The 14,730-nt window shown below is 62.0% G+C and carries 14 protein-coding genes and 1 pseudogene; 7 read left to right on the top strand and 8 right to left on the bottom strand.

Annotation, left to right across the window (positions count from 1 at the left end; translation table 11 throughout):
* Positions 1 to 168: 168 nt before the first annotated feature.
* Positions 169 to 1,656 (bottom strand): sodium/proline symporter PutP, encoded by a 1,488-nt coding sequence (putP, locus tag WA145_RS06660; protein WP_422580815.1) that lies wholly within the window; start codon positions 1,654 to 1,656, stop codon positions 169 to 171.
* Positions 1,657 to 2,143: 487 nt separating this feature from the next.
* On the opposite strand from putP, the gene WA145_RS06655 reads away from it, so the two are divergent.
* Positions 2,144 to 3,391: a DUF3422 domain-containing protein gene (locus tag WA145_RS06655; RefSeq protein WP_422580814.1), complete on the top strand. Its 1,248-nt coding sequence runs from the start codon at positions 2,144 to 2,146 to the stop codon at positions 3,389 to 3,391.
* Between the two features lie 95 nt (positions 3,392 to 3,486).
* Positions 3,487 to 4,347 carry an HDOD domain-containing protein gene (locus tag WA145_RS06650; protein ID WP_422580813.1) on the top strand — a complete coding sequence of 287 codons (861 nt, stop codon included), beginning with the start codon at positions 3,487 to 3,489 and terminating at the stop codon, positions 4,345 to 4,347.
* 130 nt (positions 4,348 to 4,477) lie between these two features.
* Here the strand turns inward: WA145_RS06650 and WA145_RS06645 are convergent, their stop codons facing one another.
* From WA145_RS06645 to WA145_RS06625, 5 genes are all read right to left on the bottom strand, one after another.
* The gene (locus tag WA145_RS06645) at positions 4,478 to 4,897 is read right to left on the bottom strand and encodes a group I truncated hemoglobin (RefSeq protein WP_422580812.1); all 420 of its coding nucleotides are present in this window, start codon (positions 4,895 to 4,897) and stop codon (positions 4,478 to 4,480) included.
* Between the two features lie 2 nt (positions 4,898 to 4,899).
* Entirely contained in the window at positions 4,900 to 5,757 is an 858-nt protein-coding gene (locus WA145_RS06640; protein WP_422580811.1) for a DUF3034 family protein, read from the bottom strand.
* 2 nt (positions 5,758 to 5,759) lie between these two features.
* Positions 5,760 to 8,099 carry a putative bifunctional diguanylate cyclase/phosphodiesterase gene (locus WA145_RS06635; RefSeq protein WP_422580810.1) on the bottom strand — a complete coding sequence of 780 codons (2,340 nt, stop codon included), beginning with the start codon at positions 8,097 to 8,099 and terminating at the stop codon, positions 5,760 to 5,762.
* Positions 8,083 to 8,754: a methylamine utilization protein gene (locus WA145_RS06630; protein WP_422580809.1), complete on the bottom strand. Its 672-nt coding sequence runs from the start codon at positions 8,752 to 8,754 to the stop codon at positions 8,083 to 8,085. Before WA145_RS06630 ends, WA145_RS06635 begins: the two co-directional genes overlap by 17 nt.
* Positions 8,755 to 8,921: 167 nt before the next feature.
* Positions 8,922 to 9,674 (bottom strand): AraC family transcriptional regulator, encoded by a 753-nt coding sequence (locus WA145_RS06625; protein WP_422580808.1) that lies wholly within the window; start codon positions 9,672 to 9,674, stop codon positions 8,922 to 8,924.
* 250 nt (positions 9,675 to 9,924) lie between these two features.
* On the opposite strand from WA145_RS06625, the gene WA145_RS06620 reads away from it, so the two are divergent.
* The 5 genes from WA145_RS06620 to cmoB all read left to right on the top strand — a co-directional run bounded on the left by WA145_RS06620 (position 9,925) and on the right by cmoB (position 13,621).
* The gene (locus WA145_RS06620; protein ID WP_422580807.1) at positions 9,925 to 10,659 is read left to right on the top strand and encodes a hypothetical protein; all 735 of its coding nucleotides are present in this window, start codon (positions 9,925 to 9,927) and stop codon (positions 10,657 to 10,659) included.
* 40 nt (positions 10,660 to 10,699) lie between these two features.
* Positions 10,700 to 11,095, top strand: coding sequence for a protease inhibitor I42 family protein (locus tag WA145_RS06615; RefSeq protein WP_422580806.1), 396 nt, complete (start codon positions 10,700 to 10,702; stop codon positions 11,093 to 11,095).
* Between the two features lie 178 nt (positions 11,096 to 11,273).
* Positions 11,274 to 11,846: a hypothetical protein gene (locus WA145_RS06610; protein ID WP_422580805.1), complete on the top strand. Its 573-nt coding sequence runs from the start codon at positions 11,274 to 11,276 to the stop codon at positions 11,844 to 11,846.
* Positions 11,847 to 11,879: 33 nt separating this feature from the next.
* The gene (gene cmoA / locus WA145_RS06605) at positions 11,880 to 12,656 is read left to right on the top strand and encodes a carboxy-S-adenosyl-L-methionine synthase CmoA (RefSeq protein ID WP_422580804.1); all 777 of its coding nucleotides are present in this window, start codon (positions 11,880 to 11,882) and stop codon (positions 12,654 to 12,656) included.
* Complete coding sequence (gene cmoB, locus WA145_RS06600; protein ID WP_422580803.1) at positions 12,653 to 13,621, top strand: tRNA 5-methoxyuridine(34)/uridine 5-oxyacetic acid(34) synthase CmoB; 969 nt, start codon at positions 12,653 to 12,655, stop codon at positions 13,619 to 13,621. Before cmoA ends, cmoB begins: the two co-directional genes overlap by 4 nt.
* A gap of 51 nt (positions 13,622 to 13,672) precedes the next feature.
* Here cmoB and pdxJ read toward each other — a convergent pair whose 3' ends face one another.
* Complete coding sequence (gene pdxJ / locus WA145_RS06595; RefSeq protein ID WP_422580802.1) at positions 13,673 to 14,419, bottom strand: pyridoxine 5'-phosphate synthase; 747 nt, start codon at positions 14,417 to 14,419, stop codon at positions 13,673 to 13,675.
* Positions 14,412 to 14,730: pseudogene (locus WA145_RS06590) on the bottom strand (DNA repair protein RecO); the annotation flags it as partial. The gene pdxJ and the pseudogene WA145_RS06590, both read right to left, overlap by 8 nt.

The raw sequence follows: 14,730 nt of genomic DNA, 5'->3' as shown, positions 1-14,730 counted from the left end.
GCGTAGCGACGGCCCGAAGGGTGGCGGCCATGGATGGCCAGCCATAAAAAAACCGGCCCAACAGCAAAGCTGTGGGCCGGCGAAGCGCTATCGGGTCGCACGCACATCGCCACGGAGCAGGTCCGCGGGGCAACTGAGCGACCAGTCAGTTGCCAGGTATTCAAACCATCAGGCCGACTGGTATTCCTTCTCGGCTTCGTCGAAGCGCTTGATCATGCTGGCCGATGGGCCGTTGCCGATCTTGCTGAACACCAGAATGGCGACAGTGGCGAAGATAAAGCCTGGGATGATTTCGTACAGACCCAGGTGGCCGAGGAAGTTCTTCCAGAGGATTACGGTCATGGCGCCGACCAGCATGCCGGCCAGTGCGCCGTTGCGGGTCATCTGCTTCCATACCAGGGAGAGGATCACCACCGGACCGAAGGCTGCGCCGAAACCAGCCCAGGCGTAGGACACCAGGCCCAGCACGCGGTTTTCCGGGTTGGCCGCCAGCATGATGGCAACGACCGCAATCAACAGCACCATGCCACGGCCGACCCATACCAGCTCGGTTTGCGAAGCATCTTTGCGCAGGAAGGCTTTGTAGAAGTCTTCGGTCAGGGCACTGGAGCACACCAGCAACTGGCAGCTCAAGGTACTCATCACCGCAGCCAGGATGGCGGACAGCAGGATGCCGGCGATCCAGGGGTTGAACAGCAGCTTGGCCAGTTCGATAAATACGCGCTCTGGGTTCTCGGTCACCGGGCCAGCGAGGTCCGGGTTGGCGGAGAAGTAGGCGATACCGAAGAAGCCCACAGCCACCGCACCACCCAGGCAGAGAATCATCCAGGTCATGGAAATACGCCGGGCTGCCGGGATCGATTTCACCGAATCAGCCGCCATAAAGCGCGCGAGGATATGCGGCTGGCCGAAATAGCCCAGGCCCCAGGCCATCAGCGAAATCACGCCAACAAAGGTCGCGCCCTTGAGCATGTCGAAGCTGGTGGCGTCTTTCAATTCAATCGCGGCGAAGGTGGCATCGGCACCGCCGGTGGCAATAATCACCACGATCGGGGTAAGGATCAGGGCGAAAATCATCAGCGTGGCCTGCACGGTGTCAGTCCAGCTCACCGCCAGGAAACCACCGATAAAGGTGTAGGCGATGGTTGCCGCAGCACCGGCCCACAGCGCCGTCTCGTAGGACATGCCGAAGGTGCTTTCGAACAGGCGGGCACCGGCTACAACGCCCGAGGCGCAGTAGATGGTGAAGAACACCAGAATCACCAGCGCGGAGAAGATGCGCAGCACGCGGCTGCTGTCTTCAAAGCGGTGGGTGAAGTAATCCGGCAGAGTCAGGGCGTTGCCGTTGTGCTCGGTCTGCACGCGCAGACGGCCAGCGACGAACAACCAGTTCAGGTAAGCGCCGACGATCAGGCCGATGGCGATCCAGCCTTCGGACAGACCGGAGAGGTATACCGCGCCCGGCAAGCCCATCAGCAGCCAGCCGCTCATGTCCGATGCACCGGCCGACAAGGCGGTGACGAAACTACCCAGGCTGCGACCGCCCAGGATGTAATCGGAGAGATTCTTGGTGCGCATGTACGCGAACAGGCCAATCAGCACCATGAGCGCGATGTACACCACAAAGGTGACGAGCATCGGAGTATTTGCAGTCATTGGGGAGCTCCCCTCTTGATTGTTGTTATTCCAGCAACGGGAATAGACCCGTGCCCTGTTTGGCAAACCACGCCCGTTTATGGCGAGCGTTTATAGGGCAATACGCCTCACCGAGTACCCGCCAGGCAAACTGCGTTGCCCCTTGCAGCGCCCACTTCAGCCGAGCCGTATTACCACGTGCGGGGTTGCAAACACCCCAATATCGGCAGCTGTTGGTTATAGGTCTAGCTCAACTATGTAGGTCTGCCGCAAGAACCTGCCGGCAAAAACCGCTGCACTGCACGAGTGAAGAGCGGAATTTAGTGGCAGAGGCATGACCACTTCTTACAAAAGGCTCTGAAGTTTTTGCTGAAAACTCCAGGCCGGGGAACTAATGGAGAACGCTTGTTTGAATAGCCGCTGACTCGCCGCCAGTTGCGCACAAGGCGTGACATGGCGGGCGCGGCCCGCGTCACTGCTGGACCCTAGGGTTTTAGTGAGCGCACTTATGCATCCGTACAGAACCGCCCTGCACAACGAACTGCATGCCCGCCCCTCGCTGTATTTCAACGAGCCGGCGCACGTCTTCCATATCGCCCTGCTCGACCAGGGCGGGGTCAGCGCGGCGGTGATAGCGGCACTGACCCAGGACGCGGCAGCGTCCGACGCCAGTGCCGCCCAGGGCTTGGTGCAGCTGGATGGCCACCCGCTGAAATGGGAACGGCACGCGGAGTTTTTCACCCTGACCCTGGTGCAGCCCAAGCAGACCGGTGGCGAGTTCTGGCCGACCCTGCCCGCCACCCTAGAGGCCCTGATCGAGCCGCACCGGGCGCTGATCATCAATGCCGTGCAGATCCTGGTGGAGGCCGAACAACACTGGGAGGGGCATAACGCCCGCTACGGCTTCAAGGACCCGGCCGGCTCGCAGATCGGCGGCGGCGACGCCGTGGTGTGGAGCGATTTCAGGCTGTGCGCCGATGGGCGCAACCGCATATTGCTGGTCAACCGCACGCTCAACGCCTACCGCCTGGGGCGGATGATCAGGCGCCTGCTGGAAATCGAGACCTACCGCATGATGGCCTCGCTGACCCTGCCGGTGGCGCAAGCGGTCGACCGCCAGCTCAAGGACTACGACCAGCAACTGGCCAGTCTGTCCGATCGCAACGCCGACCCCGCGGCCACTAACGCCAAGCAACTGCTCGGCGCCATCGCCCAGCTGTCGGCCACTATAGTGCGCAGCACGGCCATTCACCGGCAGCGCTTCAGCGCCGCCGAGGCCTATGCGCAACTGGTATTCGAGCGCATCGGCGAGTTGCGCGAAAGCCATGTCGGCGACTGTCAGCGCCTCGGCATCTTTATCGAGCGGCGCTTCAAACCCACGGTGCGCTACTGCGCCGTCACCGACCAGCGCCTGGCGCGCCTGGGCCAGAGCGTGGCCAACCTGGGCGAACTGCTGCAGACCCGGGTGCAGGTGGAGGTGGAAGAACAGAACTCGGCGATACTGCGCAGCCTCAACAGCCGCGCCAGTACCCAGATCAAGATCCAGCGGGCGGTGGAAGGCCTGTCGATCATCGCCATCAGCTACTACCTGCTGAGCCTGTTCAAGCTCGGCGTCGAGGGTGCGCACAGCCTGGGGCTAGACCTCTCGCCGCAACTGGCCGCGAGCCTGCTGGGGCCGCTGGCGCTGCTGCTGATCGGCGGCATCGCCCTACGCATCCGCAAGGCCAAGCGCCACGGTGCCAGCGACCCGGGCTAATGGCCTGAAGGCTACTCGCCTATGGCCATTGATCGCCGCCAGGGCGCTTGCCCAAGGCCCTGCCTACACTGGCTGAACAGGTGCAGGAGCGCATGATGTTGAGCGATGAGGTTTCGCAGTATTCGATCTATAGGCGGGTGGTCTCGCAGTTGATGCAGGGCGAAGAGCAATTGCCCAGCCTGCCGACCATTACCCTGGATATCCGCCGGGCCTTGGCTGATCCGCATATTTCGCTGAATGCACTGGTGCGCCTGATCAGCCGCGACCCGGCCCTTAGTGCGCTGCTGATGAAGCATGCGTCCAGCGCCCTGTATCGCCACACCTTGGCGCCCAAGACGCTGCATGAGGTGATCGGCCTGCTCGGCTTAAGCGACGTCGATCGAATCACCATGGTGCACAGCATCAAAAGCCTGTTCACCCTGCACAGCCCAGAGCACAAGCGGCTGTTTGTCGATGCTTGGGAGCGTTTGGTGATCAAGGCCAGCACCAGCGCCATGCTGGCCCGCCTGCTCGGTCAGGTGACAGCGGAACACGCCCTGCTGGCCAGTCTGCTCAGCGAAGTGGGCACCCTCGCCGTGCTCTCGGCGTTCAGAAATGAAAGTGTGGCGCCCTCCAGCAAGCTGTATTACACGCTATGCCGCGAATACAGCAAATCGCTCGGCATCATCGTGCTGAAGAAATGGTCAGTGCATAACGACTATATCGAGATCATTCGCGACGCCGGCAACTGGCAACGCAGCCCGGGGCATCGCCTGCAACTGCTCGATCTGGTCAACCTGGCGCTTTATCACGCCATCAAGGAAAGCACCCCGGCTGCCGAGCTACCGCCACTGCAAGAACTGGCGGCTTACCAGAAACTGATGCCGCCGCAGGACTTTATCGGTGAGAACGGCGAACTCAGCCTAGTGGTCAGCCACCGCACCGATATTCTGGCGATTGCGCAGACCTTGCGCTGAGCACGCGCCCCATGAGCATTACTCGTTTCACTCGCCCTTCGGGTCGTGCTAGAGCGCGTTAGCCGCAAGCGGCTTGCCGAGCCTGTTTTTAAAGCAGCAGGGCCGACACGCAGCAGATCGTAAAGAGGTTCTAACGATCAATCACCTGCGCCCGCATCGGCGCCAGCCGCGCCAGCAGGCGGTTTTGCGCGGGCATGGGCACACCCTGAGCGCTCATGGCATCCTGCAGGTTTTCCACCAGGGCGTTGAAGTCGCTGGGGGTGAGGTGCTGGCCCTTGTGGCTGTCCTCCATGCTGTCGCCGGTGTAGGTGCAGGGGCCGCCGGCCTCGACGCAGATCTGCTCCACCAGCTTGTCGCGCAGGCGCACGATGTCGATATTCTCGAAGTGGCGGACGATGCGCGGGTCGGCGGCGATATTCAGCAGCATGCCTTCGACGATGCGGGTAATCCCCGCCTGCTCACCCAGATCACGGTACAGGCTGTCGTCTTTGGCCGGCTGCTGGGCGCAGGCCGTCAGAGTTAGCACAATGGCCAGCAGCAGACTGCGCATGCTTAGAAGCTCCCCTGCACGGACAGATAGACCCCGTCCTGATTATCCAGCGTGGCGATTTCGCCCAAGCGCGCATAAGCCAGCACCACGGCCAGGTTCTTGTTGGGGAAATAACCGAGAAACAGGTCGGCCCAGTCGCTCTCCCCGGCAAAACTTAAGTTGTCCGGTTTCTCACGGTACTCAACCCCCAGCGCCCAACGCGGGTTGAACAGCACGGCCACGGCCCCTTCCTTGAGCAGCGAGTGACGATCACGCCGGTCGCCGGCAAAACCCAGCAAACCCAGCTCGTTGGCCCGGCTGTAACGCAGGCCGCCATTAAGCAGCAGGTTGTAGCCAAAGGCACCGCCGAGGATCAGCCGGCTGGCCGTTATATAGCCTTCGGTATCTTCACTGCGCTGGGCGCCCACCAGGCTGGGAATCAGAAAATCCTTCTGCCGTTTGTGCTGAATGCCCAGCGATACCTGCGGCAGCTGGTCGTAGATCAGGTCACCAAACAGGCGCACCTTGAGGCCGTAGATATCCTGGCTCAGGCTGTTTTCCGGCAGGTTGAGGTGGCGCGCCAGGGTGCCCAGATCAAAACGCTGGCGGGCGTAGGACAGCTCGACGCGGTTATCGAACGCGACGCCAATACCGGCCACCTCCAGGCGGTAATCGGCGGTTTGTACCCGCGTGGCGAATACATCCGCGCCCCATTCGCCGCGCTCGCCATAACCAGACAGCACCGCCCAGGGTGTGATGCCGCCACCGGCCGCACCTTCGAGGCTGCTGGAACCACCGGTGGCCAGCAAGCGGCCGTCGGCCCAGGCCAGGTTGGCCAGCAAGCCGAATAACAACGCTATGCCGCGCGCCAGCTCAGTCATCCTTAATGCACCGGGCTCGGTGAGGCATGGCGGTATTGTGCCATCCAGGTTTCAAAGGCTTTCGCCGCCAACGGTCGACTGATCAGGTAGCCTTGGGCGGTATCACACTGCCAGCGCGCCAGCAGTTGCAGGCTGCGCTCGAACTCGACCCCCTCGGCCACCACCTTGAGACCCAGGCTATGGCTCATCTCGATGGTCGAGCGCACGATCACCGAGTCCTCGCTGGCGTCGTCCAGGTCACGGATAAACGACTGGTCAATCTTCAGCTCCTGCACCGGCATACGCTTGAGCTGCGTCAGGGATGAGTAGCCCGTGCCAAAGTCGTCCACCGACAGACTGATGCCGCACGCGCGCAGGTCATGCAACACCTTCAAGGCGAGCTCGGGGTTGAGCATCACCCCGCTTTCGGTGATTTCAAAAATCAGCTGTTCGGCCGGCACCTGGTATTCGGCCAGCAGGGCGCTGACCCGTGCTGGTAACTGCGGGTCGATCAGGTCTTCGGTGGAAATATTCAGCGACACCTGCACGCGCAGGCCGCGACCGGCCCATTCACGCAACTGGCGCAGAACTTCCTCGATCACCCAGGCGGTCAGCAGCTGGATGCTGCCGGTGCGCTCAGCCAGCGGAATAAACTCCCCCGGCGAGACCATGCCGAGCACCGGGTGCTGCCAGCGCAATAAGGCTTCGGCTTGACGTACCTGGCCGGCGGCAATATCCAGCTTCGGTTGATAATGCAGCAACAACTCGGCCTTGCCCGGCGCATGGCGCAAATCACGGATCAGGCGAATCTGCCGCTGCTGGGCATCATCGCGACCACGCTGGTAAATCTGCAGATGGCTGGGCATGCCCGCGGCATCCTGCATGGCGATGCTCGCCCGGCGCAGCAGCTCTTCCGGGGCATTGCCATCGACCGGGTAGCTGGCAATGCCAATACGGCACTCCAGGGCGAAATCGTGGTTGGCCACGCGCAGCGGCTTGAGTAGCAGCTGCTGCACCTTGTCGGCGATACCTACGGCACTGTCACTGTCGCTGTTTTCCAGGAGCAGGAGAAATTCATCGCCAATGATCCGCGCCACGCTATCGCCGGGGCGCAGGGTCGCCTGCAGGCGCCGACTCAGTTGCTGCAATGCCAGGTCACCGCCCTCCGCCCCCAGGCTTTCATTAACTGCACGAAAATTCGCCACGCCCAGGTAGAGCAGCGCCGCCGGCCGGCCGGCGGTGATCGCACTGCCCAAACGCTCCAGCGCCAGGGTACGGTTGGGCAGACCGGTCAGCGCATCGTGCAACGCATTGTGCGCCAGCTGCCGCTCACGCTCGGCAATGCCCTGCTGCATGGCCTTGAAGGCTGTGGCCAGGCGCCCCAGCTCATCGCTGCGCTTCAGCTCAAGGCTGGCCTGGTAGTCACCATGGCGCACCCGCTCAGCGGCAGCGGCCAGTTGCTGCACCGGCTGCGACACCGAGCGCGCCAGCAACAGAGCGCCGCCCAGGGAGGCGCTCAGCGCCACCAGGGCAATCAGCAGGATATTCTGATCAAGCGGAGCAAACGCCTGCTGCGCCTGACTCAGGGACTTGTGCAGCAGCGCGCGCACCTCAAAACCGTCGCCGCTGGCCAGTACCAGGGTCTGATTAAGGTAGGACTCGTCACCAATCTGGCTCACCGCATCATCTGCCAGTTCGGCCATGCGGCCTTGCAACTGCTCACGCTGCGCGGGCTGCAGGGTGCTGATCCAGATATCGGCTACACCGTCCTGGGTCGCCCGCAGGGTCAGCTCCAGGTGGGTCAACTCCCGCAGTTCGGCAGCGAACCCATCGTCAACCTCAAAGCCCATCATCACCCGGGCAATCGGCAGCGGCGCGGTGACGGTGGCCTGCACCAGCAGGTAAATTTTGTCGGCAATCGGCATCAGGAATATCTGCACGCCCTCGCGCTGACGCTGCATCACCTGGGCGCTCAGACGCTGGGCGGTATCACCGCTGATCTGCCGGTCACTGCTGACCTCCAGGTTGCCGTCCAGGTCCAGCATCATCACTGCGCGGGCATTGATCCGCGCACCATGATTGACCAGGGCCGAGCGAATGGTTTCGCTGTCACCACTGGCCACGGCATCCTTGAAACCAAAGTCGGCAGCCAGCACCTGCACCGCATCGTGCAACTGGCGGCCACGCACTTCGAGCAGTTGCTGAAATACCAGGCTACCGACATCCAACTGTTCGCGTGCCTGGCTGCGTATGGCCGCATCGGTGGCGGTCCGCACGGCGACATAAAGCGCCCCGATTACCACCAACAACAGCAGTACCAGAACGCCGGCAATTCGCGCCTGAAAACTATTGCGCAGCATCACGGGCCTTCTTGAACGCATCGCCAAAGGCACTGGCCGGCGCACTTGGTGCGGCCTGGTTAGCGGGGGCCTGCGTGGTCAGGGTGTAGCGCTGCTGGCTGCCGGCTTCAGTCAACTGCAACTGACCGGCAGCCTGCGGCACCATATCCGGCGTTTGCGGATGCCACAGACTGACCGTGTAAGCGCCCGGCGGCAATTGCTCAAGGCTCAATCGCCCCTGCTCATCACTTACGGCAAACCAGGGGTCGTCGGTCACATAGATATAGCCAACCATCCAGTCGTGAATATTGCAGCCCAGTACCACCACACCGGGCGTGTCGAAGATAACCGGCTCGCTCGGCGTGCCCTGATACAGACGCAGCTCAAAGCGTTTGGCCAACGAGAACGAATAGACGTGATGACGGATATTGTCGCTATTGGGGAACGCCACCGAGGTGCCGCTGCGCACCGCCAGTACAGTGGGTGCGAACTGCTGCGAGCGCTGATCCATTACTGCAGCAGCAGGTGCAACCACTGGTGCAACCGCACTACGCAAGCTGAGTACGGCATTGGCCAAGGGCTGACCCTGATTGTCCACCAGCTCGGCTTGCAGGCTGGCGGCGTGCAAAGGCGTGCTCAGCAGCAAAAATGCAAACAATGGGTGCAGGTGCTTGTTCATCAAGACTACTCGTACTTGGGGGGCACACTTGACTATTAAAAGCATCCTTGCCCGGGCACAGTAAGTGTCTCTGTGAGCCACAGCTTAGTCTGCCGCGTGAAGAAGTTCACGTTTGATCGGCAGTCACTCGCCGATGGCCACTGCCATCCAAGGCGGCCAGCGCGCCTTTAGTCGGCGCTGCGCAGGCGTTTCGGCGTCAGCCCCAAGTAGCGGCGCATGGCGGTGGTCAGCGCACTCTGGCTGGAGAAACCGCACTCTTCGGCGATGCGGATCAGCGGCAGGCCGCTTTCGCGGATCAGCCGCACGGCGCGGTCCAGGCGGGTTTTCAGCAGGTACTGGTGCGGCGTCAGGCCGACGCTGTCTTTGAACTGCGCATGGAAATGACTGGGGCTCAGGCAGACCACCTGCGCCAGCTCGGCCACGCTGATGCGCCGCGCCAAATGCTTGATGATGTAACTGTCGAGGCGCTCCAGATTCAGCGCCCCCACAGCCCGCGCATGGGGCTCGCCGAACAGGCGCAGGTGCAAGGCGCGCAGCAGCACGCCACCCAGCGCGCGGGGCAACAGCGGATCCGAGCCGTAACGCTCCAGCTCGGCGCCGGCATAGCTCAGTAAGTTCTGGAAGTCAGCATCCAGTTGCGGGTAACGCGGGGTTTCAAACAGGCGGGTCAGCAGTTGCAGGTCTTCGCTGGAGGTACCCTGCTCATCCAGGTCGATGATCAGCATGCGGTTATCACCCATGCCGGCGAACTGGTGATCGGCATCGCCCGGCACCAGGCAGGCGCGCATGCGGCACACCTCACCACCCCGGCCGTTTACCTCGAATTCGGCACGCCCAGCCAACGACAGCACCAGTTGATGATGGTCGTGGGTGTGCTCATGGGCCTGGTCATCAAGACGCATCAAACGCGCGTTGAACATGAAAAGTGCAACCCTGAAAAACAGAGGTGCAACTTTAACCCTTTGTCCGGTAAAACTGCAGCCCGCACGACAAATGGGCAGCAATCGCACCAAAAACCGCCAAAGCCATTAAAAGCGCCCAACTACAGGGCAAACAGTCGATCGGCAGCGGATTAAGAATGCCTGAAATCGGGTCTTTGCGCGGCCTGGCAAGGGAATTGCTGAGTTTGCCTGCCCCCTTGCGCACCGTTCGGGTTCAGGAAACCAGCTTATGGCCCTCAGCATTGCTCTCGCCCTGGCATTGGCGCTGTTACTCGCCGGCCACTTCCTCAGCCAACTCGCCGGCAAACGCCACCAGCAGCATCTCAACGAGCTGCAAGCGGCGTTACTGCAACGCGCCATCGACCTGCTGCAGAACCTGCAAAAACACCGCGGCCTGGGCGCCCAGCAAGACCTGCCCAGCACCAGCCAGCGCAACGCCCTGGCCCGCCAGCTCGACCAGCTCTGGCTGAACTGGCCAGGCCCCAGCCTGCAACTTGCGCCGCTGCAGCAGGACTGGCCACGCCTGCGGCGCAAGCCGGCGGACTTTGCCGCGCATTGCCAGGTTATCGACGGTCTACTGCACGTCATCGCAACACTCGAAACCCGCCTGCACCAGGCTGGCAACTCACACGTACAGGGCATCGCCCAGGCTTGCCATGGCCTGGAAAACCTCGCCCGCCTGCGCGGCCTAAGCGTGCGTGCAGCCAATTACAGTCAATGCCCGCCAAGCCTGAAACAGCAGATTCAGCAACTCTGTCGGCAACTGCAACAGTCACCCGCCGGCACGTCTTTGCAGCAGATGCTGCAGCGCCTGGAGCATGAACTGATCGACAGCCGCGAAGTACGCCTGGCACCGCACGAATGCTTTGCCCTGCTCACGCCCTTGATCGACGAATACGCCCAGCGCTTGCGCGCGCCATTGCAGGCGGCGTTCTCGACACAGGCTCCCGCGCAGCAGCCCTAGCGGCTATGCTGGCAGCTCCGACATTTGCCAGGAGTTCACCATGCTTGCCCTACGCCTGACAGCGGCATTCAGCCTTGCCCTGCTCACCGCCTGCGCGCACAAGCCCAGCAGCGTTACCCTGGAGCAGAGCCAGCAGAGCAAATGCCCGCTGTCGCTGCAGGTCGGCCAGCAATTTATCCTGCGCCTGCCCAGCAACCCTACCACCGGTTTTCGCTGGCTACTGCGCGACTCCGCGCCACAGGTGCTGCACAGCCTCGGCCCCGAGGTCTACACCAACCCAGAAGACGCGGGCCTGGTTGGCAGCGCCGGGGTTTCCATCTGGCGCTTCGCGGTCACCCAGGCTGGCGTAGGTCAATTGGCCCTGACCTATGAACGGCCCTGGGAGGTGGGAGTGGTACCTGCGCAGCGCTTCAACTGCCGCATCAGGGCCAAATAGCCCAGCGCCCTCTCCTGCGTGACCTGGGCAAGCGTGACGCCCCAACAATTGCCGCAGCCCTGGCGTCGCGCCCTCAGCATGCTGGCAACGATTAAAATCAGCGCCTCGATTGCCTTAACAGGCAGGGCAACGAGATATCGGCTATAGCAATAGGACAGGGTCTACGTAGAGAAACATCATGATGGACAAGAGGTCTGTAGTTTGTCTGCTCCTCATACTCACATCGCTACCAGGTTGCAGCAGCCTGTTACCCAGTGAACACGCAGAAGCGCGCTCACCTTTCGGTGACTACCTCGATTCAGAAATACGCTATGCCCAGGCCATACCGGGCAAAACCACACGCACCGAACTCTTCGACCTGGGTTTCGACCCGCTGACCCAGGGCAATGGCAAGATGCTTTCATTTATCGACATCCGCCTGATGTTCGTGCAGGCCAATGTACCCCTCGACTACCTGCCCGATGGCCTGCTGCGCTGCCTGGAAGCCAAGGACCGCTGCGTGGGCTACGCCTTCGAGTTCAACAAGATCGATACCAAGCGAGTGGGTAACTTCTGGGCTGACACCTTCAACTTTCGCAAGAAACGCGAGCTACAGGGCTGGAAATTCCATGCTGTGTTTGTCCTAGTGGATGACCTGCTGGTGCACAAACTCAGCAACGGCGAACCGAACATCCGCCGCTACGAGGTCAAGCGCAATCCGTTGGGCCCGCTGCAGGGGGCCGGCGAGTTCATTTTTGATCAAATGAAGTAATCAAGCTTTGGCTTAATCCAGCACTTGGCTAAAATGCCCGGCCTTACCGATCAGTGCGCCGCCATCGTGAGCAAACAGCCCGACCGTCTTTTCGCCCAACCCCTGGCTCAGGTGCCAGACTTCGTGTTCAACGAAGATGTGGTGCGGGTCTTCCCTGACATGATCAAGCGTTCGGTGCCCGGCTACCCGACCATTGTCGAGAATATCGGCGTGCTCGCGGGTCAGTTCGCCCAGCCGCACAGCGTGCTGTATGACTTGGGCAGCTCGCTCGGCGCAGTCACCCAGGCGCTGCGCCGGCATGTGCAGATCGACGACTGCCGAGTCATTGCGGTGGACAACTCCAGCGCCATGGTCGAGCGCTGCCGCGAATACCTGCACGCCCAGGACTCGATGTTTCAGGAATTGCTGCCGGTCGAGGTGATCGAAGCCGATATCCTCAGCCTGGACTTGCAGCCCAGCTCGCTGGTGGCGCTGAATTTCACCCTGCAGTTTATCCAACCCGAACAACGCCTCGAATTGCTCACGCGGATCCGCCAAGCCTTGCTGCCCGGCGGCGCACTGATTCTCTCGGAAAAGCTACAGTTCGAAGACAACCAGCAGCACGAATTACTGAACGAGCTGCATATCGCCTTCAAGCGTGCCAACGGCTATAGCGAGCTGGAAATCGCCCAGAAACGCAGCGCCATCGAGAAAGTCATGCTGCCTGACAGCCTGGAACAGCACCGCGAACGCCTGCTGGCCGCCGGCTTCAGCCAGGTGGTGCCGTGGTTCCAGTGCCTTAACTTCGCCTCCTTGATTGCCCTGCCATGATCAACCGCCTCGACCTCGACGCCCTGCAGGCCCAACTGGCGGGCACCCCGCTGCAAGACTGGTCAGCCGACCTGCCGGGGCAGATCGACGCCAAACTGGCGATCGGCCACGGCGACCTGCCGCGCTGGTATGGCGCGGTACAAGCGTTGCCAGAGTTGAACGTAGAGCAACTGGAACTGCTGCATAACTTCAGCTTTAACGGCCCCTGCGACGAGCCAACCCGCGCCGCGCTGAAAAGCGCGCTGCAGGGCCTGATCCCCTGGCGCAAAGGCCCATTCCATCTATTTGACGTGCATGTCGACAGCGAATGGCGCTCGGACTGGAAATGGCAGCGGGTCGCGCCCTACCTCGACCTCAAGGGCAAACGCGTGCTGGATGTCGGTTGCGGCAACGGCTATTACATGTGGCGCATGCTCGGTGCCGGCGCGGACAGCGTGGTCGGCATCGACCCCAACTGGCTGTTCCTCTGCCAGTTTCTGGCGATAAAGCACTATCTGCCTGACCTACCCGCCTGGCACCTGCCGCTGGCCTTCGAGGAGTTACCCGGCAAGCTGCAAGGCTTCGACAGGGTGTTTTCCATGGGTGTGCTGTATCACCGCCGCTCGCCCATCGATCATCTGATCGACCTCAAGGATTGCCTGGTCAAGGACGGCGAACTGGTACTGGAAACCCTGGTGGTCGAAGGCGATGCGCAGCAAGTATTGGTACCCGAGGATCGCTACGCGCAGATGCGCAACGTCTGGTTCCTGCCTTCAGTGCCGGCACTGGAGCTGTGGCTACGCCGCGCCGGCTTCGTCGATGTGCGTTGCGTGGATGTCAGCACCACCTCGGTGGACGAACAGCGCTCGACCGAGTGGATGCGCTTCCAGTCGCTGCCCGAGTTTCTCGACCCTGCAGACCACAGCCGCACCGTCGAAGGCCTACCTGCGCCGAGCCGCGCGGTGCTGATCGCGCGCAAGCCATAACGAATTGATGGGTTACACCGCTGCGCGGCTAACCCATCCTACGACCCTGATTCAACCGCGATTGGCCGCTGCGACGATCAGCGCCTTCATCTCCACCACCGCCTGTTTAAAGCCGACGAACAGCGCGTGGGCCACCAGGGCGTGGCCGATATTCAGCTCGTTAATCCCGGCAATCGCCGCCACCGGCTCGACGTTGTGGTAATGCAGGCCATGGCCGGCATTGACGATCAGGCCGTGCTGCAGGCCGCAGGCCACTCCATCGCGAATCCGCGCCAATTCACGCGCCGCTTCTTCGGGCGTATGGGCATCGGCGTAACGGCCGGTGTGCAGTTCGATGGCCGGCGCACCGACACGCTTGGAGGCCTCGATCTGCTGCAGATCCGGATCGATAAACAGCGACACTTCGCAGCCAATCTTGCTCAGGCGCTGCACCGCCGCGCGAATCCGCGCTTCCTGCCCGGCCACATCCAGACCGCCTTCGGTGGTCAGCTCCTGACGGGTTTCCGGCACCAGGCAGACGTGTTCGGGGCGGATGCTTTCGGCGAAGGCGAGCATCTCCTCGGTGACGCCCATCTCGAAGTTCATCCGCGTCTGCATGACTTCCTTAAGCAGGCGTACATCGCGCTCCTGGATATGCCGGCGGTCTTCGCGCAGGTGCACGGTAATCCCATCGGCACCGGCCTCCTCGGCGTCCAGAGCGGCCTTGACCGGATCTGGATAGCGGGTGCCACGGGCCTGGCGCAGGGTGGCGACGTGATCGATGTTGATACCGAGCAGAATGCGAGGGGCGTCAGTCACGGAGAGAGTCCTTAAGGTTGATTCTGGGTGCAGAGAGAAACAGTTCACGACTGACCTGCGGCCGGCCACCTAAATGGGGCGCCAGGGCCTGGCGCATCAGCCGTTTGGCCGCGGCCAACGCGCCGGGCGCGGACCAGTCAGCCTGGGCCATGGCCAGCAAATCGGCGCCGTAAAAAACCCCGGGCTGCAGTTCAAAGACTGCGTCCAGGCCGGCATCGGGACGCAGGCGGTAGAGCGTATCGGCTGTCACCGGCTGGCCGGCGAGGTCCTGATCGAGGGCGAAACCATAGCCCAGATCGTCCAGCAAACGC

The organism is Pseudomonas sp. (genome assembly GCF_049301935.1).
GTDB lineage: Bacteria > Pseudomonadota > Gammaproteobacteria > Pseudomonadales > Pseudomonadaceae > Aquipseudomonas.
This window is presented reverse-complemented; position numbering and strand designations above follow the sequence as displayed.